Origin of the sequence: Streptomyces sp. B5E4 (assembly GCF_039871555.1) — a bacterium.
In the GTDB taxonomy this organism is placed as follows: Bacteria; Actinomycetota; Actinomycetes; order Streptomycetales; family Streptomycetaceae; genus Streptomyces.
This window is the reverse complement of the sequence record NZ_JBDPMI010000002.1, coordinates 224,065-249,548: the sequence shown is the minus strand read 5'-3', so window position 1 is coordinate 249,548 and position 25,484 is coordinate 224,065. Positions and strand designations below refer to the sequence as shown.

Below are 25,484 nucleotides of genomic sequence, written 5' to 3'. Positions count from 1 at the left end.
TCCGTCACGCGGCGTCCGCCATGTCGGCGGTCTCGGCCGTGATGCCCCGCGTCGACTCGATCACCTTGCGCAGCTTCTTGGCAAGGGCCTCATAGAACATGCTGAGGGGAAACTCGTCGGGCAGCACGTCGTCCACGAGTTTCCGCGGCGGCTTGGCCAGATCGAGGGCGTCGGGGCCCTTGGCCCAGGTGGAGCCGGGGTGCGGGGCGAGGTAGGTGGACACCAGGTCGTACGCCTTGAACCAGTGGACCAGCTTCGGGCGGTCGATACCCTCGCGGTACAGCGTCTCGATCTCGTTGCGGAGCCGGCCGGTGACCTCGCGGGCCAGGTCCCAGTCGACGGACAGCCGGTTGTCGGTCCAGCGCAGCGCGTCGTGCCTGTGCAGGTACGCGAAGAGGAGCTGGCCGCCGAGGCCGTCGTAGTTGCGGTTGCGCTCGCCGGTGACGGGGAAGCGGAACAGCCGGTCCATCAGCACCGTGTACTGGACGTCGCGGCCCTGCGGGAAGCCGTCGGCGGCGAGCTTGCCGGCCTCGTGGAAGGCGGTGAGGTCGCAGCGCAGCTCCTCTATGCCGTACATCCAGAACGGCTGTCGCTGCTTGATCATGAAGGGATCGAACGGCAGGTCGCCGTGACTGTGCGTGCGGTCGTGGACCATGTCCCACAGCACGAACGTCTGCTGGGCGCGCTCCTGGTCGGTCAGCAGGCCGCGGGCCTCCTCGGGCAGTTCCAGCCCGGTGGCCCCGATGGCCGCGGTGCTGACCCGGCGGAAGCGGGCGGCCTCGCGGTCGCAGAAGATGGCGCCCCAGGTGAAGCGCGGCGGGACCTCGCGCATGGCGATGGTCTCGGGGAAGAGCACGGCGGAGTTCGTGTCGTACCCGGCGGTGAAGTCCTCGAACGTGATGCCGAGGAACATGGGGTTGTCGTAGCGGGTGCGCTCCAGCTCGGCGAGCCAGCCGGGCCAGACGACGCGGATGACGACGGCCTCGACGTTGCGGTCCGGGTTGCCGTTCTGGGTGTACATGGGGAAGACGACGAGGTGCTGGAGCCCGTCGGCGCGGTGGTCCGCGGGGTGGAAGGCCAGCACCGAGTCCAGGAAGTCGGGCACGCCGAAGCCCTCGGCGGCCCATCGGCGCAGGTCGGCGACGACCGCGTCGTGGTAGGAGGCGTCGTGCGGCACCAGCGGGGACAGCTCCCGTACCGCGGCGGCGACCCGTTCGACGGCATCCTCGGCGGCGGGACGCGCCGGGGCGCCCTCGGCCTCGAAGTCGATCGAGCCGTCCTTCGCCTGCCACGGACGGATCTCCTCGACGGCCGCCTTCAGCCGCGCCCAGGCGGGCTGCGCGACTACACGGGGGGCGTCCGTGGCGGACAGAACGTCACCTTCCACCGTCGCGGAAGCAAGAATTTCCGTCATGGACCACTCCTACGTTAAGAACTTCCTGTTTGACCACCGTATCTCTGGAGTGGGACCTCGCTCAACCGGGCCTCCGGGAAACCTTGCGCAGCCCCCCAGCACAGAGCGTAAATCTTCCGGCGAATCATGGTTTAACCCCTGGTCCTTCCCGTCACCCGTGCCGTGCCGGTGCCCGAGTGGCCGCAGGGGACGGCCCTGCCACGTCCGGGTGACCCCGCCCGCCGCTCTGCCGCGACCCGCCGTGCGGACCGCGCACGACCGGTGTCGATCTCCCCGATTTGGCCTAGGCTTTGCGCCAGTCTGTGACGGACCGCCGACGGAGGGCGAGAGCGCAGTGTCATTTCTGACCATCGGTCACCGCGGGTTGATGGGCGTCGAGCCGGAGAACACGATCCGCTCCTTCGTTCGCGCGGATCGCGAGGGCATGGACGCCATCGAGCTCGACCTGCATCTGAGCAAGGACGGCCACCTGGTCGTCATGCACGACCCCGAAGTGGACCGCACGACGAACGGCGAGGGCCTCATCGCCGACTTCACGCTCGCCGAGCTGCGCGAGCTGGACGCCGGCCAGGGCGAGCGCGTCCCGACCTTCGACGAGGTGGTCGAGGCGGTGAAGGGCCGGCTGCAGGTCGAGATCAAGGACGTCGCCGCGGCGAACGCCCTCGCCGAGGCGATGACCGCGCACGATCTCGTCGGCCGCGTCGAGGTGCTGTCGTTCCACGACGAGGCGCTGGCCGAGATGCGGCAACTGCTGCCCGACGTGCCGCGGGTGCTGGTCGCCAGCCACTACGGGCCCGGGGTGGTCGACCGCGCCCGCGACGTCGGCGCGGGGATGCTGTCGCTGAACATCCGCCGGCTGACGCTGGAGCTGGCGGACCGCGCGCACGGGGCGGGGCTGCAGGTCATCGCCTGGACCGTCAACACCCCCGAAGAGCTGAAGCTCGCCCGCGGCCTGCGGCTTCAGGGCGTCGTGACGGACTTCCCCGGGATGAAGCACTCGGTGCGCTTCACCGCCTGAGCCACCGCGCGCTCCCCCTGCGCCCGCTCCTTGCGCCCGTGCGCTCGCGTCCGGGCGCACGGGCGCGGGCAGCCTTCCGTCACAGCGCCCCGTGCCTTGGGACCGGCACCGGCCGGCCCTCGCAGTCGTGCCGCGGGGCCGCCGTCGTCGTCCGAGGGGGCCCGCGGATGCACGGACCGCCGCTCGCCGGCCTGCTGCTGACCGCGCTGTGCGCGGGCGTCGCCGGGCTGTGTCTGCTTCGGATGCGGGCGGTCGCCGCCGAGGAGCGGCGCGGCGCCGCCGGGGACGCGCTCATGGGGCTGGGGATGGCGGCGATGGCGCTGCCCGCGGGGCTGCCCGGTCCTGCGGCGTGGACGGCGGGCGCGTTCGCGGCGGTCTTCGGGGCCGCCTTCGTACGGGCCGTGCTGCCGCTGCGCGCCGCGGGGCACCACCTGCATCACGCGATCGGCGCGCTGGCGATGGTGTACATGGCGGTGGCCATGGGCGCGGCGGACCACGGCGGGCACGGCGCCGCCGCCGGGCTGCCGGTCGTCACCGCCGGGCTGCTGGCGTACTACGTGCTGTATGTGCTGTACGGGGGCCTGAAGCCGGTCACCGCGGTGGCGGGAGGTCAGCCGGGGGCGGTCGGGGGCCGGGCCGGGACGGGCGGCGGGTGGACGGTGCGGCCGGAGCTGGCCGGCGCCTGCCGGGTCTGCATGGGGGCGGGTATGGTCGCGATGCTCCTGGCCCTCTGACTCCCCGGTGTCGTCCGTCACTTCACGGGCAGAGCCGTACCGGCCGGCCCTCCGGCTCCGTAGGCTGATCACATGGTGATCCCGCTCACGCTGCTGGCCTTCGCCGCCCTCGTCGCCGCGGTCGCGCCCCGGCTGCTGACCCGCGCCGCGTGGGCGGACCGCGAGCCGGTGCTCGCGCTGTGGGTGTGGCAGTGCGTCGTGGCCGCCGTGCTGCTGTGCTGCGGGCTGGCCATGTCGCTGAGCGCCGCCGTGGCGTGGGCGCAGGTGCACAGCGGGGTCTTCGCACCGGCGCCGGTGGCGGTGCGGGACGCGTACGGCGATGCCACCGGCGCCCCGTGGGCCGCGGTGCTCGCCGTGACCCTGGCGGCGGGCGGGCTGTGGACGGCCGTGATGTTCGTACGCGAGGTCCGTACCGCCCGCGCGCAGCGCCGCCGGCGCCGCGAGGAGTTGCGTCGGCGGGCGCCGCTGCTGCCCGGCGAGGACACCGGCGCCGAGCGGCTGGTGGTGCTGGAGGGCGAACGCCCCGACGCCTGGTGGCTGCCCGGCGGCCAGGCCGCCCAGCTCATCATCACCACGGCCGCGCTGCGGCGGCTGAAGAAGCGCCAGCTCGACGCGGTGCTCGCGCACGAGCAGGGGCACAGCAGGGCCCGCCACCACTGGCTGCGGCACTGCGCGGGCGCGCTGGCGGGCGTACCGAGCTTCCCGGTCTTCCGGGCGTTCCGCGACGAGGTGCACCGGCTGTGCGAGCTGGCCGCCGACGACGTCGCCTCGCGCCGCTTCGGGCGGATGACGTTCGCCACCGCGCTGGTCGAACTCAACGAGGAGCGCGGCGTGTTCGGCCCCGGGCCCGGCCACGGCCACCACGCCCACCTCCCGCAGCGCGTCGACCGGCTGCTCGCGGCGGCGCCGCGGTTCACCCCGGCCCGCCGGCTTCGGCTGACCGTCGCCGCGCTGGCGGCGCCCGCCGTACCGCTGCTGGTCGCTTTCGGCCCCGGGCTCAGCGCGCTCGCGTAGGGTCGGCGGCGTGACAGCCGCCGCGCCGCGCCACCCCTCCCCCGCCCTGCGCCTCACCGCCGTCGTCCTCACGCTGCTGAGCGTCGTGCTCACGGTGCTCGTGGCCGCCACCTGGCAGCCGCTGATGGACGCCGACGGCAGCGTCGCCCGCCGGCTGCACTCCGCCGCGCTGTCCGAACCGGACTGGACGAAGGCGAACCGGATCATGACCGACTGGATCTGGGACACCGTGACGATGCGGCTGCTGATCCTGGCCGTGATCTTCTGGCTGCTGTGGCGCGGCGCGCGGTGGCTGCCGCTGTGGCTGGCCGGCGCGGTCGCGGTGGGCTGGGTGCTGCAGTACGGGCTGAAGGCGGGGGTCGGCCGCGACCGGCCGACGTGGGCCCACCCGGTGGACTCCGCCTCGCACGCCGCCTTCCCCTCCGGCCACGCGATGACCGCCGCGCTGGTCTGCGGTCTGCTGTTGTGGGTGCTCAGCCGCACGCCGGGGGTACCGACGGGCCTGCGGTACGCCGCGTGGGCGGCGGCGGCCGTCTCGGTGGTGGGCGTGTGCTTCACCCGGGTGTGGCTCGGGGTGCACTGGATGAGCGACGTGATCGGCGGCGCCCTGATGGGCGCGGCGGTCGCGGCGATCGCCGCGGTGGCGTACGGCGCGGTGGAGCGGTCCCCGCGCGACGGGCGGGTGGAGGTACGCGGATGAGCCCCAAGGCCGTGCTCTTCGACTTCTCCGGGACGCTGTTCCGCGTCGAGCCCGCGGTGCGCTGGCTGCGCGCCGTGCTGGACGCCGCGGGGATCGCCGCAGGCGACGCCGCGATCGCGCGGTACGCCGCCGCGCTGGAACGCGCGGGCGCGCTGCCGGGCGGCGGGTTCCCCGAGCGCGTACCGGAGTTGCTGGCGGAGGCGTGGCGGACCCGGGACCGGAGCACGGAGCGGCACCGGGCCGCGTACACGGGCCTGGCCCGGCTGGTCCCGCTGCCCTGGCCCGACGAGGTCTACGACGCGCTGTACGACCGGCACATGACGCCGGCGGCGTGGGAGCCGTACCCCGACGCAACGGCCGTGCTGTGCGAACTGCGGGAGCGCCGTATGCGGGTGGGGGTGGTGAGCAACATCGGCTGGGACCTGCGGCCGGTGTTCCGCGCGCACGGGCTCGACGCGTACGTGGACGCGTACACGCTGTCGTACGAGCACGGGGTGCAGAAGCCGGACGCGCGGCTGTTCCGGGCCGCCTGCGAGGCGGTCGGGCGGGCGCCGGAGGACGTGCTGATGGTGGGCGACGACCGCCGCGCCGACGGCGGTGCCACGGCGCTGGGGTGCGGCTACCTCCCGGTGGACCATCTGCCGGCCGGTGAACGCCCGGACGGACTGCGGCCGGTGCTGGATCTCGTCGGCTGAGCGGGCGCGTACGGCCGCCGCCCGCGCGGGACTTCAGCTTCCGGCGGGGGGCATCTCGGCGGCCGGATGGATGGCCAGCTTGAACTGGGCGTGGCTGATGCGCGCGCTCTTGCCGCCGTTGTGGCGGACCAGGAACGCCAGCGGCGTGCGCGGCCGGACGAAGATCTCGTGGTGCTTGTGGCGGTACTCGCCGCCGGGGGTGCCGGCGTGGTCCTCGGTCGCGGTGGCGTCGTAGCCGCCGGCCAGGCCGAGGGGGTCGCGGACGAACCGGTCCCGGACCTCGGTGTAGTCGCCCTTCTCCCAGTACACCATCGCGGTCAGCGACCCCCAGCCCTCCCGGCTCGGCCAGATCAGGCCGGAGCGGCGGTCGGGGTAGGAGGAGCGCTTGCCGTCGGGCTGGGCCGCCTGGTGCATTCCGTGGGCGTCGAACGACTCGCGGGCGCCGTAGGGGAAACGGACGATGTGGTACTCGCCGTCAGCAGGTATGACCTGTGGTTCGCTGACGATGAGTGAGCAGATGTAGACAGCCATGCGACTCCCGTTCGGGGTGGGGAAGTGCACGGAACACTGGACTCCGTAAACCGCCCTGTCAAGGCGTGGCGCCGGGGTCCGCGAGGGTGACGGGGATGCGGGAGCGGACGTAGTCACGGGCCAGCGCGGCGCGGCGCAGGCGCCAGAGCGGAGCGGTGCGGGCCGGGTGTTCCGCGTAGCGGCGGTCGCGGATGTCGTCGACCAGGGCCGCGGGGGCGCCGGTGGCGGCGAGCACGTCGAGGGCCTCGCCCTTGGTGATCAGGCGGCCCTCGCGCAAGGTGACGCCGGCGCGGGCGACGGTGATCGGGCCGAGGTCGACCCAGACGTCGCGCAGCCACCGCCGCCGCGAGGCCGTCGCCGGCAGCCAGTACTCCCCGAGGTCCTTGCGGATGAACGCGGTCAACTCCGCGTCCGGCAGCGGCGGGAGCAGCCCGGACGGCCCGGGGCCGTGCAGCACCAGCGCGCCGGTGTGCAGCTCGCGCCGGGTGACCGGAGTGACGGGGCGGCTGAACAGCTCGGCGTGGGCCCAGGTGAGGTGGTCGAGGCCGGCGCCGGCCAGGCGGTCCACGGCGATGTACGAGCAGTGCAGCTTGGCGGCGAGCGGCACCTCGCGGTGGAGCCTGCGGTGCAGCGCCTTCAGCCGCCCGCGGGCGGCGGGGTCGGCGCCGACGTCCTCGCGGACCACGGCGATGAGGTCGAGGTCGCTGCGGTACGGGCGGTAGTCGCCCAGGGCGAGCGAGCCGTGGGCCCACAGCGCCTCCAGCGGCACGGCGGCGCGCAGGGCGGCGAGGAAGCGGTCGAGCAGCGGCCGGGCCGCGTCGCGTCCGGTCACCTCAGCCGGCCAGCAGCTCGTCGAGTCCGGCGCGGGCCAGCTCCTCCAGCTCGTCGAGTGCGGCGCGGGCGCGGGCGGCGGTGCCGGGGTCACGCTCGGGCAGGCCGCTGGCCACGAATTCGTCCTCGTCGAGCCGGAGAAGGGTCTGCCGGTCACCGGAGAGCCAGAGGTCGAGCTCCAGGTCGTGCACGGTGACCCGGTCCTCCTCGACACGTGCGGGGCGGGCCACGTCGCAGTACCAGCCCTTGAGGCGGCCGTCGGCGGCGTGGATCTCCTTGACCGAGTACCAGCGGTCGCGCCAGAAGTGCTCGGTCCACACGTCGCCGTGCTCGAAGCGCACGTACCCCGCGTCGCGCTCCTTCGGGCCGGCCCAGGGGGCCCGCACCACCGCGTGGTTGCCGTCGTCGCGGACGACGACGGCCGGGTAGCTCAGGCCCGGCCGGAGTTGCTTGACCAGCGTGACCTCGACCTCGCTGCCCGGTGTCAGCATGCCCTTCCTCCCGTACGCGTCCCCCGGGCACATTACCGGGAGGCGAGCCGGCCGGCACGGCAATTGGTGAGGCCCCGCGACGGGGGAGCGCGGGGCCTCACAGCGTCAAACGGCCGACGTGGACTCCGGGTTCCCGGCAGGACGAAAAATCTGCTCCCAGGCATCGCGGGCTCGGGCGATCCCCCGCATCGCCCGAGCCCACCGCTCCCCCGGCACCGGGCGTGCGCGCCTCGGTGCCGGAAGCCTCACTGAGTATACTGGCTCTCAGCCAGTGAAGGCAGGAGTTACAGGATGTCCCCCCGCAGGCCCGCAGTCAATGAAGAACTCCGACGCCGTTCCCGGGAGCGTCTGCTGCAGGCCACGGTGGAGCTGGTCGACGAACGGGGCTTCGAGGGCACGACCTTGGGAGACATCGCGGAACGCGCGGGTTCGGCGCGCGGTCTCGTCTCGTACTACTTCCCGGGCAAACGCCAGCTCGTGCAGTCGGCCGTCCACCGGCTGATGCATCTTACGCTCGGCGCCGCCCTGGAGCGGCCGTCGCACACGGAGGACGGTCAGGAGCGGATGGCCCGCGCCATCGACGCGGTCCTGGGCCTCTCGCAGGACCACCCGGTGCTCATGCGGCACCATATGGCCGGCATTCTGCAGGCGGACGGCTTCATCCAGTGCGCGGAGCAGCAGCAGCTCGCGGTACTGCTGCGCGACACCGTGGCGAGTTGGGGCTCGCCCGACCCGGACACCGAGTACCCGATGTTGCGCGCGCAGCTCATGGGCGCGGTCTTCGCGCTGCTGCTGCCGGGGGTGCCGATGCCGCTCGACCGGCTGCGCGGCGAGCTGTTCCGGCGCTACGGGCTGGACTGGCACCTCGGCGTCCCGCCGGAGGGCGTGCTGCCCTCCGACGGGACACCGGTGCGGGCCGCGCACCGGCGGTAGCCGCGGGGAGCGGCCGCCGCCGGGTACGCGGACCGGACCGTACGCGGATCAGCGGCCCGCCGGCCGGCGAGGTGCCGGCCGGCGGTGCGCACGGATCAGCGGTAGTCCGGCTGCGTCTGCGTGTTCAGCTCGGGCAGCCGCACCCAGCGCGCGCTGTCGGTGCGCCGGTCGTTGATCTTCAGGACGTCGAAGCCCTTGGCCATGTCGTTGGAGTAGACATAGCCGTTGTAGTAGTACGCGGACCAGGAGCCGCCGCCGACGAGGGCGGTGTCGGACAGCGGGCCGCGCTCGAAGTAGCCGATCTCCTTCGGCTCGCGGGAGTCGGTGAAGTCCCAGACGGAGACGCCGCCCTGGTACCAGGCCTGCACCATGATGTCGCGGCCGCCGGCCACCGGGACCAGCGAGCCGTTGTGCGCGACGCAGTTCTCGGTGTCCGCCTGGTGCCGCGGGATCTTGTAGTAGCTGCGGAAGACCAGGTCGAAGTTCTCGCCGCGCTTCTTCAGGTCGTAGATCCCGTTGGCGCCCCGCTTCGGGCCGATCTCCTCGTTGCAGGTCGCGGCGCCGCCGCCGCCCAGCTCGTCGGTGAAGACGACCTTCCCGCCGTCCTTGCTGAACGTCGCCGAGTGCCAGAAGGCGAAGTTCTCGGAGTCACGTACCTGATCGAGGACTTCCGGCTCTTCCGGGTCGGAGATGTCCATCAGGATGCCGTCGCCCATGCAGGCGCCGGCCGCGAGACCCAGCTTGGGGAAGGCGGTGATGTCGTGGCAGCCGGTGGTGGCCGACTTGCCGGGGCTGCCCTGGTTGCCGCCGTCGGGGAACAGCACCGGGAAGTCGATGACCTCCGCGCGCTCCGGCGCGGACCGCGGCACCTTGACGACCGAGATGCCGTCGTGCGGCGGCTGGCAGTCGGGGAAGGTGTCGCTGGGCGAGTACGAGGAGACGTAGAGGTAGATGTTCTTGCGCTCCGGCACCAGCGTGTGGGTGTGCGAGCCGCAGGCGGTCTCGACGGCGGCGACGTACTCGGGGTTGCGCTTGTCGCTGATGTCGAAGACCTTCATGCCCTCCCAGGAGTCCTTCTCCGTGGCGGGCTGGGTGGTGCTGTTGCAGGAGTCGTCGCTGCGCGACGAGTCGGTGGACAGGAACAGCAGGTCGCCGGAGACCGAGATGTCGTTCTGCGAGCCGGGGCAGAGCACCTCGCTGACCCTCTCGGGGCTCTTGGGGTCGGCGATGTCGTAGATGACGAAGCCGTCGTAGTTGCCCGCGAAGGCGTAGTTGCCCTGGAAGGCGATGTCCGAGTTGGTGCCCTTCAGGGCGCCCTTGTCGAGGTGGGCGACGTGCTCGATGTTGTCGCTCTTGTCGATCTCGTCCACGCCCGGCACCTCGCCGCGCGCGATGGCGTCCTTCGCCTCCGACCGTTCACTGCTGCTGAGCTTCTTGGGGGCGTTCGGCCCGTCGCCCGGGCCCGGAACGGCCGCCGCGGTGCCGGCGGTCAGCAGCGAGCCGACGAGCCCGATCAGGGCTGCGGCCGCGGCCAGACCTCTGCGCCGCGTGCGTGATCTGTGCAACGACGTCACGTGATTCCCTCCCAGTTGTGCGCGTCTGCATTGAAATCAAGGCAGTATCTCGCCAAGCATGTACAGAACAACAGACGGAAACACAGTTGTAATAGAAACTTTTGGTCCTGTCAGCACCCGCTCGTGCTAGGACGTACCTGGCACCTCGCCGGAACCACCTGTACGGAGGTCACATTGCGGCACCGTCGCGCACTCGCCTCAGTCGTTCCGCTGCTCACCGCCGCGCTGTTGCTGGCAGGCTGCACGGGGGGCGACTCGTCCGACGACGCCAAGGACGGCGGCGGGGCATCCGTCATCGCGCCCGGGAAGCCCGGCGAGGAAGCAGCCACGATCCCCGCGGACGAAGTCGAAGAGGCGCGCGGCGACGACCGGCCCAACTCGGCGGACACCACGTACATGCGCGACATGATCGAGCACCACGGGCAGGCGATCGTGATGACCGACATCGCCGAGAAGCAGGCGGACTCCGAGGACGTACGCAGCATCGCCGAGCGCATCGCGGCCGGACAGCAGCCGGAGATCGCGGTGATGGAGGCGTGGCTGGAGGAGAACCCGGGCGGCGGCGGGGAGGACGGCCACGACGGCGGGCACGCGGGCGGGCACGAGTCGATGCCCGGGATGGCGAGCCAGGCGGACCTCGACCGGCTGCGGGCGGCGCGCGGCGGGGAGTTCGACGCGCTCTTCCTCAAGCTGATGATCGCCCACCACGAGGGCGCGGTGAAGATGGCCGAGGAGGTGCTCGGCAAGGGCAACAACGAGTACGTCGAGCAGTTGGCGACCGGCGTGATCGCGCAGCAGGTGAGCGAGATCGGGCGGATGGAGGAGCTGGCCTAGCTCCGGCCCGCGGTTTCCGCGCGTCCCGGGGGCGTTGTCAGTGGCCGGGTGCAGACTGACCCGTGGTCGACGACGAGGTCGCACGGAGGTGGATCCGGATGCAGGACGTAGTGCTGGCGGTCGGAACGCGCAAGGGGCTGTTCCTGGGACGGCGCCGCGGCGGCGCATGGGAGCTGGACGGACCGCACTTCAGGGCCCAGGCGGTCTATTCGGTGGGCATCGACACCCGCGGGGCGGCGCCCCGGGTGCTCGCCGGCGGCGACAGTGCGCACTGGGGCCCCTCCGTCTTCCACTCCGACGACCTCGGCGCGGCCTGGGAGGAGCCCCGGCAGCAGCCCGTGAAGTACCCGAAGGACACCGGCACGTCGCTGGAGCGGGTCTGGCAGTTGCAGCCCGCGGGGGCCGAGGCCCCCGGTGTGGTGTACGCGGGCACGGAGCCCGGCGGTCTGTTCCGGTCCGCTGACGGCGGCGAGACGTTCGAGCTGATGCGGTCGCTGTGGGACCACCCGACGCGGGAGAAGTGGGAGCCGGGCGGCGGCGGGCTCGCGGTGCACACGGTGGTCACCGACCCACGGGACGCGGCGTCCGTGACGGTCGCCGTGTCCGCCGGCGGGGTGTACCGCACGGTGGACGGCGGAGCGAGCTGGGCCCCGTCGAACTCCGGGGTACAGGTGGTCTTCCAGCCGGACAGATTCCCGGAGTTCGGCCAGTGCGTACACAAGGTCGCCCGGGACGCGGTGCACCCGGACCGGCTCTACCTGCAGAACCACTGGGGCGTCTACCGCAGTGACGACGCCGGGGCCACCTGGACCGACATCGGCGCCGGTCTGCCCTCGGACTTCGGCTTCGCCGTCGCCGCCCACCCCTCGCGCGGCGACACCGCGTACCTCTTCCCCATCACCGCCGACGAGGACCGGGTGCCCGCGGAGAACCGCTGCCGGGTTTACCGCACCTCGGACGCGGGGGCCACCTGGGAGCCGCTGTCGGCGGGGCTGCCGGCGGAGGACCACTACGGCACGGTGCTGCGGGACGCGCTGTGCACCGACGACGCCGACCCCGCGGGGGTGTACTTCGGCAACCGCAACGGGGAGGTCTTCGCCAGCGCCGACGAAGGAGAGAGCTGGACACAGCTCGCCGCGCACCTGCCGGACGTGCTGTGCGTACGGGCCGCGGCCGTCTGAGACGTGGCGGGTGAGCGGCCGTGGAGCCAGTAGAGTGACCGGCCATGGCTGGACGTCCTCTCCCCGACATCGTCGAAGCCGGCTGGGCCAAGGCCCTGGAACCGGTCGCCCAACAGATCGCCGCCATGGGCGACTTCCTGCGTGCGGAGGTGGCGGCCGGGCGCACATACCTGCCCGCCGGGCCGAACGTGCTACAGGCCTTCCAGCAACCGTTCGACGACGTGCGGGTGCTCGTCGTCGGCCAGGACCCTTACCCCACCCCGGGCCACGCCGTGGGCCTCAGCTTCTCCGTGGCCCCCGACGTGCGTCCCCTGCCCGGCAGCCTGGAGAACATCTTCCGCGAGCTGCACAGCGACCTGGGCCATCCCCGCCCCGCCAACGGCGACCTCACCCCCTGGACCACGCAGGGCGTGCTGCTGCTCAACAGGGCGCTCACCACCGCGCCCAGGCGCCCCGCCGCGCATCGTGGCAAGGGCTGGGAGCAGGTCACCGAGCAGGCCATCCGGGCGCTCGCCGCCCGCGGCCGGCCGCTGGTGGCGATCCTGTGGGGCCGCGACGCGCGCAACCTGCGCCCGATGCTCAGCGAGTACCCCGCCATCGAGTCCGCCCACCCCTCCCCCATGTCCGCCGACCGCGGCTTCTTCGGCTCCCGCCCGTTCAGCCGGGCCAACGAGCTGCTGCAGAAGCAGGGCGCCGACCCGGTGGACTGGACGCTGCCGACGAACGGATAGCCGCCATGACCAGCGCTACGGCCCGATGGGTGCTCGGCATCGACTCCGGCGGCTCGGGGCTGCGCATCGCCGCGGCCGCCATCCCCGCGGACGGCGGCGACCCCGCGGAGAGCGACGCCGCCCCGGAGACCGCGGGGCCCGTCGCCACCGGGGACAACGGGATCGACGCCGACGACTTCCTCGGCAAGGCGCTGCCCGCCGCGCACCGGCTGCTGGACGGGGCCGGCGCCGAGTCGTTCGCCGCCGTCTGTGTCGGTGCCGCCGGCATGGCCACCCTCGGCGCCGATCTGCGCGCCCGGCTGCCGCACGCGCTGGCGGACGCCCTCGGCGTACGGCGCCTGGCGCTCGCCGCCGACGGGGTCACGGCCTACGCGGGCGCCATCGGGCAGCACCCCGGCGCCGTCGTCGCCGCCGGCACCGGCATGATCGCGGTCGGCACCGGACTCGACGCCGCGGGCTGGCGGCGGGCCGACGGCTGGGGGCACCTGCTCGGCGACTGCGGGGGCGGTGCGTGGATCGGGCGGGCGGGTCTGGAGGCGGCGATGCGGGCGTTCGACGGCCGCCGCGGGGGCTCTGCGGCGTTGCTGGCCCGGATGGAGACGGTGTTCGGCACGGGCACGCAGATGCCCGGCCTGCTGTACCCGCGGCCCGACCGCCCGGCGGTGCTGGCGTCGTTCGCCCCGGAGGTCGCCCGCTGCGCGCCGCACGATCCGGTCGCGGCCGGGATCCTCGCGGAGGCGGGCGAGCACATCGCCACCGCGGCCGTCGCGGTCTGCCCCGCGGACCCCGGCAGCGCGGTCGCGCTCACCGGCGGGCTCTTCGGCATCGGGGAGCCGCTGCTCGCGCCGCTGCGCGCGGAGCTGGCGGTGCGGCTGCCGCGGGCCCGGGTGTCGACCGCGACGGCGACGCCGCTGGCGGGGGCGCTGCGGATCGCCGCCGCGCTGGCGGCGGACGAGCTGCTGCTGCCCGTGGAACGGGGCATGCTCGACGTCTGGTAGCCCGGTGCCCCGGGCGGCGGGCGGCGCGGGTGCGGGGGACCGCGCGTAGCGGCGCGGAGACGGTCCGTACGAGAGCCGTCACCGCCTGTCCGCCGCCGTGCTCCCGCAGTCACGCCCGCGGGCGAATGGCGACCCCGGGCATGTGGCGGACCGCGCTGACGCGTTAGCATGCGGCGCCATGAGCTCTGCCGATGGACACGCAGCCGGTCTGCCCGTACGTATGCCCCGCCGTCAACCGGGGCGGCATCGTAAGCCGGAGCGGCCGAGCGCGCCCGAGGGTGCGCCGGCGCTGGTCCTGGTCGTGCCCGGGGCCCCGTCTGCGGCCACCCGCAGCATGGCGGAGGAGGTGCTCAGCATCGCCCGCTCCGACCTGCCGGGGCTCGACGGCCGGGTGGCCTACGCCGAAGGCGAGAACGAGGAGTTCCCGCCGCTGACGGCGGTCCTCGCGCAGGCCACGGCGCAGCGCGCCGCGCTCGCCGAGGCCGGGACGCTGGAGGTGGCCGAGGACGTGCCGGTGGCCGTCGTGGTGCCGATGCTCGCGGGCCCCGACCCGGTGCTGCTGGACCGGCTGCGCGACGCGATCACGACGAGCGGGACGGCGGTCGAGCTCACCGACGTCCTCGGGCCGCACCCGCTGCTCGCCGAGGCGCTGCACGTGCGGCTCTCCGAGGCGGGCCTCGCCCGCGCCGACCGGGCGCGGCTGTTCACCGTCGCGACGGCCGCGGACGGCATCATCCTCGGCGCCGTGGGCGGCGAGGAGGCCGTGCGGGCGGCGGGCGTGACGGGCATGCTGCTCTCGGCGCGGCTGGCGGTGCCGGTGATGGCGGCGGCGCTGGACCGGCCGGGGGCGGTGGCCAAGGTGGCGGAGTCGCTGCGGAGTTCGGGTTCCGCGCGGCTCGCGCTCGCGCCGTATGCGCTGGGCCCGGAGCTGCCCGCGGGGATGCTGGCCGGCGCGGCCGAGGAGGCGGCGTGCGAGGCGGCGGAGCCGCTGGGCCCGTACCCGTCGGTGGGGCAACTGGCGCTGACGCAGTACACGACGACGCTGGGCATCGCGCCGCAGCCCGCCGGGTCGCCGCTGCGCTGACGTGCACGTACCACAGCGGGAGCCGCCGGCGCGCACCGGCGGCTCCGCTGTTTCACGGGCCGGGGACGCGGCCCGGCCGACGGGCCCGGATCAGCCGAACACGACGCACGACGCCGCCGGCAGCGCGGCCGAGCCGGTGCGCCGCGGGGTGCCGGTCTCCGCGTCGATGTCGAACCATGTGACGTCCCCGGAGCGCTCGTTGGCCGCGTAGAGGTGGCGGCCGCCCGGGTCGATCGCGAGGTCCCGCGGCCAGGTGCCGCCGCAGGGGACGTTCGAGACGAGGTCGCGGACGCCGCCGTCGGCGTCGAGCGCGAGGGTGGAGACGACGTCGGGGCCGCGGACGGCCGTCCAGCAGAAGCGGCCGTCGGGCGAGACGGCGATGCCGGAGGCGTACGGGGTCGTGTCCGCCGCGGCCGTCTCGTCCGTCAGCAACGGGGCCTCGGCGAGCGGTTCGAGGGTGCCGGTGGCGGCGTCCCAGGAGCAGACCGTGACGACGGGCTCCAACTCGCAGGCGACGTAGACGCGGTGTCCCTCCGGGTGGAAGGCCAGGTGGCGCGGGCCGGTGCCGGGGCGCAGCGGCACCTCGTGGTTCAGCCGCAGGGCGCCGCGGTCGGCGTCGAGGACGCAGACGAGCACGGAGTCGGTGCCGAGGTCGACGCCGAGGATCCAGCGGCCGGTGGGGTCGGGGACCACCTGGTGCGCGTGGGGGCCCTCCTGCCGCTCGGCGACCGGGCCGCTGCCCTCGTGCTGCAGCAGGGCGGCGGGTCCGGCGAGGGTGCCGTCGGGGCTGACGGTCACGGTGCTGAAGCTGCCGGAGGCGTAGTTGGCGGTGAGGACGTGGCCGCCGGCGAGCGCGAGGTGGGTGGGGTGGTCGCCGCTGACGGGTACGGGGTCGCCGGCGGGCACGGGCTTGTCGTCGGCGAGCCGGAACGCGGCGACGCTGCCGCCCTCGGTCTCGCTCACGGCGTACAGCAGGCCGCCGTCCGCGACGGCGAGGAAGGAGGGGTCGCGTACGGCGTCGGTCGAGTGCCGCGGGGTGAGTGCGCCCGTGCCGGAGTCGACGTCGGCGACGGTGATCCCGGCACCGCCACCGCTGGAGAACGAGCCGACACAAGCCCGCAGAACCGATTCACCCATGCGCTTTCCCCTTTCAGCAGGCCCGGAGGCGGTCCGCGCGACCCTACCCGACGATCTCCCGCCCGTCCGGCGGTCTCTCCAATGGCACCCCCGGCCGACCCGGCCCGCCTGCCCCGTACCGGATCGGGCCGATGTGCAGGAGAATGCTGTCCGCGCAGGGGCCGCGCGCCGTGAGACCACCCCCCACACGAGGAGACTCGGCATGCACGGAGCGCACGGCACCCGTATCGCGGCCGCTTTGGTGTCCGCCGCCGCCCTGCTGGGCGGCATCCAGTCGACGGCCGCCGCCCGGCCCGCGGACGCCGCCGAGGTGATCGACGTCTCCACGGCCGGCGAGTTGGAGGCGGCCCTCGCCGCCGCGGGACCCGGCGACACGATCCGCCTCGCGGACGGCACGTACCGCGGCAACTTCGACATCACCGCCTCCGGCAGCGCCTCCGCGCCCGCCACCCTGACCGGCTCCGCCGCGGCGGTGCTGGTCGCCGGCGGCGGCTACGGGCTGCACCTGGACGGCGCCTCGTACTGGAACCTGACCGGGTTCACGGTCACCGGCGGTCAGAAGGGCATCGTGATGGACGCCGCCGACCACGTGGACATCGCCTCCGTCGCCGTGCACGACCTGGACATGGAGGCCGTGCACTTCCGCAACTCCAGCTCCGACGGCTCCCTCACCGACTCCCTGATCTACGACACCGGCCAGAACGGCCGCGGCATGGGCGAGGGCGTCTACGTCGGCAGCGCGGGCGGCACCGGTGACCGCAGCGACCGCATCCTGATCCAGGGCAACACGATCGGCCCCGGTGTCGGCGGCGAGAACGTCGACATCAAGGAAGGCACCACCGGCGCCAGGATCATCGGCAACACCTTCGACGGCAGCGGCCTGACGGGCGCGAACTACGACGACTCGTGGGTCGACATCAAGGGCAACGACGTGCTCGTGGCGGACAACACCGGCCGCGGCACGACCAACGACGGCTACCAGACCCACGAGGTGCAGGACGGCTGGGGCTGCAACGCCACGTTCCGCGGCAACAGCTCCGACCTCGGCGGCGCGACGGGGCCCGACCGGTACGCCATCCACGTCACCCACTACGACGCGCAGACCTGCCCCGTGACCGTCTCCGGCAGCAACACCGTCACCGGCGGCCGCGGCCTGGTCAACCCCGGCATCCCGGTCACCGGCTGACCTCTCCCCCCGGCCGACCACCCGGGCCGTCCGCTTCGTGCCGGACTTGGCATGCTTGTCGTATGAGCGCCACCGGTACCACCGCCGTCGTCTTCGACCTCGACGGCACCCTCGTCGACAGCGAACCGAACTACTACGAGGCCGGGCGCCGTGTGCTCGAACAGCACGGCGTCACGGGCTTCACCTGGGAGGAGCACGCCGGGTTCCTGGGCGTCGGCACCCGGGAGACGCTGCGCACGCTGCGCGAGCGGTACGCGCTGGCGGCGCCGTTGGAGGAGTTGCTGACGGAGAAGAACGCCGCGTACCTGCAACTGGCGCGGGCGTCGAGCCAGGCGTACCCGCAGATGCGGACGTTCGCCGAGATGCTGCGCGCGGCCGGCCGGCCGATCGCCGTCGCGTCCGGCTCTTCGCGGGCCGCCATCGAGGCGGTGCTGCCGGCGGCCGGGCTCGACGGGCTGTTCGGCACGCTGGTCTCGGCGGAGGAGGTCGAGCGGGGCAAGCCGGAGCCGGACGTGTTCCTGGAGGCGGCCCGGCGGCTGGGCGTACGGCCGGAGGACTGTGCGGTGGTGGAGGACGCGCCGCCGGGGTGGGAGGCCGCGCGCCGGGCGGGGATGCGGTGCGTGGCGGTGCCGTATCTGCCGGAGCAGGCGGACGAGGCGGTCGAGGCGGGCGCGGGGCTGGTGTTCCGGGGCGGGCAGCGGGAGTTCTCGGCGGAGCGGGCGTTCGCGTGGGTGACGGACGGGGCGTGAGATGCCGCCGAGCACCCGGGTGTACGGGCCGCGCAGGCACGGGGCGGTGCCGTGGATCCGCACCGCCCCGCGCTTCCCGCGTCCCGGCGGCCCGGGTCAGTCCTCCGCGACCTCGCCCCTGACATGCCGCTGCACGAACTCGTAGGCCAGGTCCCCGAACTGCTCGCCGAACGGGATGGATACTCGGGGTGGTCGAACGCGAAGCGCGTACGGGCCGCGCGAATCCCCGTGCAAAGGCTACTGAGTTCGGCCGTCCGGTCCACCGCGTGACCGAGTAGTCCGCACTACTCGGATGGGAGCCGTCACGGGAGTTGACCGCGGCCTTTTCCCGGCTTCAGGGAAGGAACAGCACGGCATCACCTGGTGGGCTCATGAAATTACCCGGCGTGTTCAGCCGCCGATCTGGCCGTCGCCGAGAACCTTTGCCGTCGTACGCTCGGCGGTGGCGTCGTCCAGGCAGCCGCGCAGCCGCATGCGGTCGTGGTCGCCGAGCGCCGGGCGGACGCTGCCCACCCAGATGTCGCCCTCCAGCCGGCTGAGCGGCGCGTGGTGCGCGGGCACGCGGGTCGCGCGGCGGCAGCTCTCCCACAGGTCGCGCGCGGCCAGCCGGCCCGCCGCCGCGTCGGCGGAGCCGCGCACGGCGACCTCGAAGACGACCGTCGTCGCCGCCGCGGCGGGGCGCTGCTGGGGCCGGGTCTGGGTGGCGTCCGCGAGCCGGCCGAGGCCGAAGACCAGGGCGGCCGGGGCCAGTACGGCGACGACGAGCGTACGGAGGCGGGGCGGGCGCCGTACCGCGGGACGGGACTCCAGCGACACCGCGCGCCCCACCCCGCCCGGCGGCGCCGCGAGACCGGCGAGGCGGGCGGCGGTACGGCGGTCCGCGGGGCGGCCGAGGGCGGCGGCGGCCTTCTGCACCGCCCAGGCGGCGGCCGACATCACCGCGCCCGCGGCCATCAGCACGGGCACGAAGACGTACGTGCGGTGCGTGCCGTCCGGACGGTGGGCCTCCAGCCAGCGGAACCGCGGCGAAGGCTCGGTCCCGGTGCGCTCCAGGCCGCGCAGGATCTCCTCGGTGCGGTCGCGGCCGTCGGCGACCTCCTGCCGGAGCCGGGAGACGCGGGCGTGGAGCACGATGCCGACGAGCAGTACCTCGACGGCCAGCAGCAGCACGCCGCTGATGAGTGCGCGCTGCCACTCCCAGCGGTAGAGGTAGAGCACGAAGTAGCCCCCGGCCGCGGCGCCGGAGAGCCCTCCGAAGACGTAGCCCGCGTACTTCACGCCGCCTCCCCCGCCGCGCGGGGGGTGCGGTCGGGCAGGGAGTGGGCCGTGCGCCCGCCGGTCATGCCGCCGCCTCCCGGCTGTCCCCCTGGGCCGCGTCGCCGCCGGTACGGGCCTCGCCCCCGGTGGTCGTCACCGCACCCGTGGCGCCGTCCACCGCCAGCGCCGTACCGGGCGGGAAGCGCTCCACCGCGCCCGGTACGCCCACGGCCGTCGGCACCCCGAACTCCCGTGCCAGCACCGCCAGGTGCGACAGCGCGCTGCCGGTCTCCGCAACCAGCCCGGCGAGCCCGGCGAGCTGCGGTGCGAGCCCCGGGTCGAGCACCGGCACCACCAGCACCGCGCGCTCCGGCCGCTCCCCCGCGCCGTCCCACGCCACCCCCGCGCCGCTGCCGCCCCCGGCGCCCTGCCCGCCGCCCGCCGCCGGCCCGGCGCCCACCGGATCCCGCGGCTCCGCCACCGGCCGTCCGCCGGCCAGCCGGAACGCCACGGGCAGCCCGAGCCGCTCCGGTCGCGGCAGCCGCTCCGCGAAGTCCCGCGGCAGGCCCCTGCCGTCCGCGACCGCGACCAGCTCCGGCCACCGCAGCAGCGCCACCCGCGCCGCCTCCTCCAGCACCCCCGCCGCCGCCAGCCGCTCCGCCAGCTCCGCGACGACCCGGCTCTGCATCTCCTGCACCCACCGGATCCGCAGCCGCAGCCCCTCCCGTACCGGCAACGCGCCCACCCCGCGGGGCACCCCGCTCCACCGGGTGCTCGCGGGCAGCGCCGGCGCCGCGCCGAGCGCCGGCGGCAGCAGCGCCAGCAGCACCGGGTGCCGGGCGATCAACTCGGCGTCGTCGTGGCCGGGGTGCCGGCCGTCCGGCCGCACCACCTCCGCCAGCACGGCCAGTGCCTCCCCCGCCGCGGTCGCCCCGGCGCCCGCGCCGGGCAGCGCGCCGGCCAGCGACTCCTGGGCGTGCAGCGCGGACAGCACGGTACGGCCCCAGCCCGCGGCGTCGAGCAGCCGGCCACCGACCATCGCCGCCGGCGCGGGCAGTCCGGCGAGCTGCTCGTCGACCTCGGCCATGAGGTCGAGCGCGAGCACGGGCAGCGCGGTGCGCAGCCGCCCCACACGCCATGCCGCGCCGAGCAGCCGGGCGCCGCGCAGCGGGTTGACGAAGTCCCGTACCGGGTGGGCGGACTTCACCGCGCCGAGCAGCCGCAGGTCGGCCGCGGCCCGGCCGTCGACCGTGGTGACGACCGGCAGCGCGCGCAGGTGCCGCCGGGGGGCGGTGCCGGCGATGTCGAGTGCGACGGTCAGGCCGTGCGACATGGGGGCGACCCACAGGTCCTCCTCCAGCGGCTGCAGCACCGCGGGGAAGGTCTCGGCGACCGGTCCCGGGCCCAGCAGCCGGGCGGTACGCGGCGGGCGCGGCGGCATCGCCGTGATCGGCCGGGACTGCAAGAGCCACAGCCGCCCGTCGGCGTCGAAGCCGAACTCGACGTCCTGCGGCCCGCCGAAGACCCGCTCCGCGCGCCGGGCCAGCGACGCCAGCCGGGCCAGCCGGCCGCGGCCGAGCAGCCCGGTGCCCGGCGGCTCCGCGGGGTCGACGGTGACGCGCCGGCCGCGGCGGGTGAGCTGGTAGCGCACGCCCTGCGCGGTGCCGTCGACGAGGGTGCCGGGGCCGCCGTCGACGGCGCTGACGAGCAGCCTGTCGTGCCGTCCCGCGACGGGGTCGGCGCCGAACATCACACCGCCGACGGCGGCCCGCAGCATGGGCTGCACGAGAACGGCCATGCGCCCGGGCGCCCCGGCCCGCAGCGGCGCCTCGCGGGCCGCGGCGGCGGGGCCGACGAGCCCGCGGGCGGCGGAGTCGACCACGCGGCGCACGGCGGCGGCGAAGTCGTCCCAGCCGCGGACGTCCGGCACGGTCTCGTACCAGCCGGCCATGGAGGAGTCGGCGGCGTCCTCGTACGCCGAGGAGGACCGCACGATCAGCGGCCGCCGCCCGCCTTCGCTGAGGTCCTGCCAAGCGGCGCGCAGCGCGTCGGGCCCGGCGGGGGCGCCGGGCGCGAGGGCGGGGTCGGTGAGCACGAAGCCCGGGAGCACGGGCAGCCCCGCGGCGGCGGCGCGGGCCAGGTTGGCGGCCTTGGCCCCGGCCCGGCCGGGCTCCCGGGCGGGGCGGGTGAGCAGCGGCAGCACCGCCGGCCACGCCCCGCACCCGGCCGCTTCCGTACGCGCCGCGCGCGCCGCCCGTTCCGCGCGCTCCCGACCCTCCGCGCCCGCCGTCCGCTCCGCTTCGGTCGCCATCAGCGGCTCCACCTCCGCCCCTCGTGCGCGCGCCCCCGGTGGGGGCTGCCACGCCCGACTCGGTCCCGGGTAGCGGAGGGAGCCGGCCGGGCCGTCGCGGGGCAGTCAACGGGGAACCGCCGCGGCGACCCGGCGGGTTCGACCGGGTTGCTTACGAATCAGTATGCCGCGCGCGGCGGGAGGTATTCCTCAGGGATGTCCCCGAATGGGCCCGCCCGCCGCGGGCTACCGCTGCTCGTCGTTGTCGTCCTCGTGCGCGACGGTCGCGGAGCCCACGAGCGGGTAGTGGTCCGAGATCTCGCCGTTGCGCGGCAGGGCGTCACCCCTGACGTGCGCGAAGTGGTCCTGGTCCACGAAGACGTAGTCGAGCTTCGCCTCCTTCACCTCCGCCGACGGGCGGACGTGCGTGGGCTCTCCCGACCGGCACGCGCGGGGCCGCGGCGTGGTGGCCTTGCAGGCGGCGTCGAAGCGGGCCGCGTCGGTCTCGTCGACCTCCATGAGCCGTCCGGTGCCGCCGAGCGCGGGCCGGTAGAACGGGTCGAGGTCGGTGGACCGCGGGCTGGTGTTGCGGTCGGGGATCGTGTCCGTGCGGTGCAGCGGGTTGAAGTCCCCGCCCAGGACGACCGGGGTGCCGGCGTCGAGCCACGGGTCGGCGGCGAGGTTGGCGGCCTGCCTGGCGTTGATGTCCGGCGGCTTGCCGTCGTACTGCGGGTAGAGGTGGACCGAGCAGCCGCGGGTCTTCCGGCCCCGGATCTCCGCCTCGACACACGCGGCGTGCCAGGCCTCCGGGCCGGAGTACTGCCGGGTGTAGTCGTCGTCGGGGTCGATCGTGACGGACTCGCCGGGGGTGAGCGGCCCCTTGGCGTAGACGGCGATGCCGTACACGCCCTTGGTGACCGTGCCGTCCAGCTCCTTCACGTCGCACACGCCGGGCCGCTGGAAGGTCTCGACGAAGTGGCCGTCGTAGCCGTCGGCCTTCAGGGCCCGGCCTATCGTCTCGAACTGCTGCGAGCAGACCTCCTGGAGGAAGACGAAGTCGCTCCTGCCCGCGCGGGCGTGCGCAACCACCGCGTCGCGTCTCTTCTCCACCTCGCGGGTCGCGGAACAGTCCTCGGTGTTCGGGCTGTTGCCGCAGATGTTGTACGTGAGGAACCTGACCGGTGCGTCGGAGACGGTCGCGGAGGGGGTCTCGGATGCGGTCTCCGTGGGTGCCGGCCCGGCGGCGGCCGGCGCCGCCGCGGCCACGGTGAGCAGCAGTGCCGGCACGAGGGCGTGGACCCTGCGTCGCAGCATGGGAGCGTCCTTCCTTCTCGGCCGCGAACAGCCTTACGGCACGCGGCAGATGGGAGAGATGTAGCGCGGGTGATCGCTGGGAATGGTGTCATCCGAAGTGGATCAGCACCAGACGACCTCCGCGCCACGCCCCGGTGGGCGAACCGCGCTCAGCCGAGGAACGACAACCGCACGCTGCGCTGCGGGTTGTCGCGGTTGGTGTCGACCAGCACCACCGACTGCCAGGTGCCCAGCTCCAGCCGGCCGCCGATCACCGGCAGCGTGGCGTGCGGCGGCACCAGCGCGGGCAGCACGTGGTCGCGGCCGTGTCCTGGGCTGCCGTGCCGGTGGTTCCAGCGGTCGTCGGCGGGCAGCAGGTCGTGCAGCGCGGCGAGGAGGTCGTCGTCGCTGCCGGCGCCCGTCTCGATGAGGGCGATGCCCGCGGTGGCGTGCGGGACGAAGACGTTGAGCAGCCCGTCGCGGCCGTCGGCCGCCTCGCGCAGGAAGGCGTCGCACTCGGCGGTGAGGTCGTGCACGGTCTCACCGGCCCCGGTGGTGATCCGGAGCGCGTGGGTCGTGAAGACGTCGGTCATGGGGCCAGCATCGCGCATGGGGAAGATCCGTGCCGCCACGGACGTTGGCGCACACATGAGCGGCATCGTGCGGACGCAGGTGGTGGTGATCGGCTCCGGCCAGGCCGGGCTGTCGGCGGCGTACTTCCTTCGCCGCGCGGGACTGGACTTCGTCGTCCTGGACCACTCCCCCGGGCCGGGTGGCGCGTGGCAGTTCCGGTGGCCGACGCTGACGTACGGCAAGGCGCACCGCGTGCACGACCTTCCGGGCCTGCCGCTGGCCGCCGCGGACGCGGACGGGGACCGGCCGGCCGCGGAGGTCGTCGCCGCGTACTTCGGCGCGTACGAGCGCACCTTCGAGCTGCCGGTGCGCCGGCCCGTGAACGTGGCCGAGGTGCGCGAGGGCGCCGGAACGGAAGCGGGGCGGCTGCTGGTCGTCACGGACGCGGGTACGTGGTCGGCGCGCGCGCTGGTCAACGCCACCGGCACCTGGGACCGGCCGTTCTGGCCGCGCTACCCGGGTCAGGAGACGTTCGGCGGCCGGCAGCTCCACACGGCGCAGTACCGCGGCCCGCAGGAGTTCGCCGGGCAGCGGGTGGTGGTCGTCGGCGGCGGCGCCTCGGGCACGCAGCACCTCCTGGAGCTGGCCGGGACCGCGGCGGAGACCGCCTGGGTGACGCGCCGGCCACCGGTGTGGCGGGAGGGCCCGTTCGACGAGGACTGGGGCCGGGCCGTGGTCGCCAGGGTCGAGGAGCGGGTACGGGCCGGGCTGCCGCCCGCAAGCGTGGTCGGCGAGACGGGACTGCCGCTGACGGACGAGATGCGCGCGGCACGCGAGGCGGGCGTGCTGGTGCGGCGGCCGATGTTCGAGCGGATCACGCCCGAGGGCGTGGCCTGGGCGGACGGGACGGTCTTCGGCGCGGACGCGATCCTGTGGGCGACGGGCTTCCGCGCGGCCGTCGACCACCTGGCGCCGCTGAGGCTCCGCGAGCCGGGTGGCGGCATCCGGATGGAGGGCACGCGCGCGGCCCGCGACGCGCGGATCCACCTCGTCGGCTACGGCCCGTCGGCGAGCACGATCGGCGCCAACCGGGCGGGCCGTACGGCGGTCCGCGAGCTGACCCGCCTCCTCGCCGACACGCCCGGCTCCGGTCCCGTATCCCGGCCCGGTCCCGTATCCGCGGAGCCCGGCCCCGTCAGCGCTGCTGTCTGAGGCTGGAGCTGCGGACCACCAGCTCCGGCTGCAGCACGATCCGCTGGTGGTCGTGGTCCTCCACGCCCCGTTCCGTCTCCTCGATCAGCAGTTCGGCCGCCTCCCGGCCCATCCGGTGCGCCGGCTGGCGCACCGACGTCAACGGCACTGCCGCCGCAGCGGCGAACTCGATGTCGTCGTAGCCGACGAGCGCGATGTCGCCGGGCACCGAGACGCCCGCCGCGAAGAGGGTCTGGAGCACGCCGAGCGCGAGGAGGTCGTTGGCGCAGAACACCGCCGACGGGCGCGGCGACATGCCCAGCAGCCGGGCCCCGGCGTCGCGGCCCGCGGCGACGTCCATCTGCTCGGTCTCGACGTGCACCAGCGCCTTTGGGCCCAGCCCCTCCTCGGCGAGGGCGGCCAGGGCGCCGGTGTGGCGGTCCTGGCACTGGGGAAGCTGCATGGGCCCGCTGACGTAGACCAGGGAGCCGTGGCCTGCGCCGATCAGGTGACGGGCGGCGAGCACACCCCCCTGGACGTCGTCCAGCGAGACCGAGCAGGCGTCGGCGCTGGCGACGGTGCGGTCGACGAAGACGTACGGGATGCCGTGCCGGCCGAAGGACTCCAGGGTGCGCCCGCTGGTGTCGGCGGGAGTGACGAGCACACCGCGCACCCGCTGCTCGGCGAAGAGGCCCAGGTACTCGGCCTCCTCGGCGGGGCTCTGGGCGCTGTTGCACAGCATCACGCCGAGTCCGGCCTCGCGCGCGGCGCGCTCGGCGCCGGTGGCGACGTCGACGAAGAACGGGTTGGTCATGTCGAGGACGAGCAGCGCGATGATGCGGCTGCGTCCGGCGCGCAGTTGCCGCGCCGACTCGCTGCGTACGTAGCCGAGCCGGTCGATGGCCGCCTGCACCCGCTCGCGGGTGGCGGCGGCCACGCTGTCGGGCCGGTTGATGACGTTCGACACGGTGCCGACGGAGACGCCCGCGTGCCGTGCGACGTCCTTGATGCCCACCATGCGCCCCACGCGCGTTCCCCTTCAGCC

Annotated in this window: 25 protein-coding genes; 14 read left to right on the top strand and 11 right to left on the bottom strand. The window is 74.5% G+C overall.

What is annotated here, in order from left to right:
* Window positions 1-4: 4 nt before the first annotated feature.
* Entirely contained in the window at window positions 5-1,414 is a 1,410-nt protein-coding gene (locus ABGA99_RS03675) for a DUF6421 family protein (protein WP_347582142.1), read from the bottom strand.
* A gap of 334 nt (window positions 1,415-1,748) precedes the next feature.
* On the opposite strand from ABGA99_RS03675, the gene ABGA99_RS03670 reads away from it, so the two are divergent.
* From ABGA99_RS03670 to ABGA99_RS03650, 5 genes are all read left to right on the top strand, one after another.
* Window positions 1,749-2,432, top strand: coding sequence for a glycerophosphodiester phosphodiesterase family protein (locus tag ABGA99_RS03670; protein ID WP_347576949.1), 684 nt, complete (start codon window positions 1,749-1,751; stop codon window positions 2,430-2,432).
* A gap of 167 nt (window positions 2,433-2,599) precedes the next feature.
* Complete coding sequence (locus ABGA99_RS03665) at window positions 2,600-3,166, top strand: DUF5134 domain-containing protein (protein ID WP_347576948.1); 567 nt, start codon at window positions 2,600-2,602, stop codon at window positions 3,164-3,166.
* Between the two features lie 72 nt (window positions 3,167-3,238).
* Window positions 3,239-4,180: a M56 family metallopeptidase gene (locus ABGA99_RS03660; protein WP_347576947.1), complete on the top strand. Its 942-nt coding sequence runs from the start codon at window positions 3,239-3,241 to the stop codon at window positions 4,178-4,180.
* Between the two features lie 10 nt (window positions 4,181-4,190).
* Complete coding sequence (locus tag ABGA99_RS03655; protein ID WP_347582141.1) at window positions 4,191-4,880, top strand: phosphatase PAP2 family protein; 690 nt, start codon at window positions 4,191-4,193, stop codon at window positions 4,878-4,880.
* Window positions 4,877-5,575, top strand: a complete 699-nt coding sequence (locus tag ABGA99_RS03650; protein ID WP_347576945.1) for an HAD-IA family hydrolase — start codon at window positions 4,877-4,879, stop codon at window positions 5,573-5,575. The genes ABGA99_RS03655 and ABGA99_RS03650 overlap by 4 nt, the downstream gene beginning before the upstream one ends.
* A gap of 33 nt (window positions 5,576-5,608) precedes the next feature.
* Here the strand turns inward: ABGA99_RS03650 and ABGA99_RS03645 are convergent, their stop codons facing one another.
* The 3 genes from ABGA99_RS03645 to ABGA99_RS03635 are packed head-to-tail and all read right to left on the bottom strand — an operon-like array spanning window position 5,609 to window position 7,428.
* Entirely contained in the window at window positions 5,609-6,106 is a 498-nt protein-coding gene (locus ABGA99_RS03645; RefSeq protein WP_347582140.1) for a hypothetical protein, read from the bottom strand.
* A gap of 58 nt (window positions 6,107-6,164) precedes the next feature.
* Window positions 6,165-6,938, bottom strand: coding sequence for a nucleotidyltransferase domain-containing protein (locus ABGA99_RS03640; protein WP_347582139.1), 774 nt, complete (start codon window positions 6,936-6,938; stop codon window positions 6,165-6,167).
* Window position 6,939: 1 nt separating this feature from the next.
* Entirely contained in the window at window positions 6,940-7,428 is a 489-nt protein-coding gene (locus ABGA99_RS03635) for a DUF402 domain-containing protein (protein WP_347582138.1), read from the bottom strand.
* Window positions 7,429-7,719: 291 nt separating this feature from the next.
* Here ABGA99_RS03635 and ABGA99_RS03630 point away from each other — a divergent pair, with 291 nt between their 5' ends.
* A complete protein-coding gene (locus tag ABGA99_RS03630; protein WP_347576941.1) occupies window positions 7,720-8,361 on the top strand; it encodes a helix-turn-helix domain-containing protein in 642 nt (213 codons plus the stop codon).
* A 95-nt stretch (window positions 8,362-8,456) separates the two neighbouring features.
* On the opposite strand, the gene ABGA99_RS03625 is transcribed toward ABGA99_RS03630, so the two are convergent.
* Entirely contained in the window at window positions 8,457-9,926 is a 1,470-nt protein-coding gene (locus tag ABGA99_RS03625; protein WP_347577041.1) for a hypothetical protein, read from the bottom strand.
* Window positions 9,927-10,109: 183 nt separating this feature from the next.
* Between ABGA99_RS03625 and ABGA99_RS03620 the strand changes: the two genes are divergently transcribed.
* The 5 genes from ABGA99_RS03620 to ABGA99_RS03600 all read left to right on the top strand — a co-directional run bounded on the left by ABGA99_RS03620 (window position 10,110) and on the right by ABGA99_RS03600 (window position 14,763).
* Window positions 10,110-10,769 (top strand): DUF305 domain-containing protein, encoded by a 660-nt coding sequence (locus tag ABGA99_RS03620; protein ID WP_347576940.1) that lies wholly within the window; start codon window positions 10,110-10,112, stop codon window positions 10,767-10,769.
* Between the two features lie 98 nt (window positions 10,770-10,867).
* Complete coding sequence (locus tag ABGA99_RS03615) at window positions 10,868-11,950, top strand: exo-alpha-sialidase (protein WP_347576939.1); 1,083 nt, start codon at window positions 10,868-10,870, stop codon at window positions 11,948-11,950.
* A gap of 44 nt (window positions 11,951-11,994) precedes the next feature.
* Window positions 11,995-12,681 (top strand): uracil-DNA glycosylase, encoded by a 687-nt coding sequence (locus ABGA99_RS03610; RefSeq protein ID WP_347576938.1) that lies wholly within the window; start codon window positions 11,995-11,997, stop codon window positions 12,679-12,681.
* A gap of 5 nt (window positions 12,682-12,686) precedes the next feature.
* Window positions 12,687-13,679 carry a BadF/BadG/BcrA/BcrD ATPase family protein gene (locus ABGA99_RS03605; RefSeq protein WP_347576937.1) on the top strand — a complete coding sequence of 331 codons (993 nt, stop codon included), beginning with the start codon at window positions 12,687-12,689 and terminating at the stop codon, window positions 13,677-13,679.
* 178 nt (window positions 13,680-13,857) lie between these two features.
* The gene (locus tag ABGA99_RS03600) at window positions 13,858-14,763 is read left to right on the top strand and encodes a hypothetical protein (RefSeq protein WP_347576936.1); all 906 of its coding nucleotides are present in this window, start codon (window positions 13,858-13,860) and stop codon (window positions 14,761-14,763) included.
* A gap of 90 nt (window positions 14,764-14,853) precedes the next feature.
* On the opposite strand, the gene ABGA99_RS03595 is transcribed toward ABGA99_RS03600, so the two are convergent.
* Entirely contained in the window at window positions 14,854-15,900 is a 1,047-nt protein-coding gene (locus ABGA99_RS03595; RefSeq protein WP_347576935.1) for a lactonase family protein, read from the bottom strand.
* A gap of 202 nt (window positions 15,901-16,102) precedes the next feature.
* Here ABGA99_RS03595 and ABGA99_RS03590 point away from each other — a divergent pair, with 202 nt between their 5' ends.
* Window positions 16,103-17,086, top strand: a complete 984-nt coding sequence (locus tag ABGA99_RS03590) for a sheath polysaccharide-degrading enzyme (protein ID WP_347582137.1) — start codon at window positions 16,103-16,105, stop codon at window positions 17,084-17,086.
* A gap of 62 nt (window positions 17,087-17,148) precedes the next feature.
* On the top strand, window positions 17,149-17,835 hold the full coding sequence (locus tag ABGA99_RS03585) for an HAD family phosphatase (protein ID WP_347582136.1): 687 nt from the start codon (window positions 17,149-17,151) through the stop codon (window positions 17,833-17,835).
* Between the two features lie 390 nt (window positions 17,836-18,225).
* Here the strand turns inward: ABGA99_RS03585 and ABGA99_RS03580 are convergent, their stop codons facing one another.
* The 4 genes from ABGA99_RS03580 to ABGA99_RS03565 form a co-directional block, all read right to left on the bottom strand.
* A complete protein-coding gene (locus ABGA99_RS03580; RefSeq protein ID WP_347576932.1) occupies window positions 18,226-19,113 on the bottom strand; it encodes a hypothetical protein in 888 nt (295 codons plus the stop codon).
* A 61-nt stretch (window positions 19,114-19,174) separates the two neighbouring features.
* Window positions 19,175-21,403, bottom strand: a complete 2,229-nt coding sequence (locus ABGA99_RS03575) for a PEP/pyruvate-binding domain-containing protein (protein ID WP_347582135.1) — start codon at window positions 21,401-21,403, stop codon at window positions 19,175-19,177.
* Window positions 21,404-21,628: 225 nt separating this feature from the next.
* Window positions 21,629-22,696: an endonuclease/exonuclease/phosphatase family protein gene (locus ABGA99_RS03570; RefSeq protein ID WP_347576930.1), complete on the bottom strand. Its 1,068-nt coding sequence runs from the start codon at window positions 22,694-22,696 to the stop codon at window positions 21,629-21,631.
* A 149-nt stretch (window positions 22,697-22,845) separates the two neighbouring features.
* Window positions 22,846-23,268 (bottom strand): secondary thiamine-phosphate synthase enzyme YjbQ, encoded by a 423-nt coding sequence (locus tag ABGA99_RS03565; RefSeq protein ID WP_347576929.1) that lies wholly within the window; start codon window positions 23,266-23,268, stop codon window positions 22,846-22,848.
* A 55-nt stretch (window positions 23,269-23,323) separates the two neighbouring features.
* On the opposite strand from ABGA99_RS03565, the gene ABGA99_RS03560 reads away from it, so the two are divergent.
* Entirely contained in the window at window positions 23,324-24,460 is a 1,137-nt protein-coding gene (locus ABGA99_RS03560) for an NAD(P)-binding domain-containing protein (RefSeq protein ID WP_347582134.1), read from the top strand.
* On the opposite strand, the gene ABGA99_RS03555 is transcribed toward ABGA99_RS03560, so the two are convergent.
* Window positions 24,444-25,457 carry a LacI family DNA-binding transcriptional regulator gene (locus ABGA99_RS03555; protein WP_347577040.1) on the bottom strand — a complete coding sequence of 338 codons (1,014 nt, stop codon included), beginning with the start codon at window positions 25,455-25,457 and terminating at the stop codon, window positions 24,444-24,446. The two genes, ABGA99_RS03560 and ABGA99_RS03555, sit on opposite strands and share 17 nt — an antisense overlap.
* Window positions 25,458-25,484 lie beyond the last annotated feature (27 nt).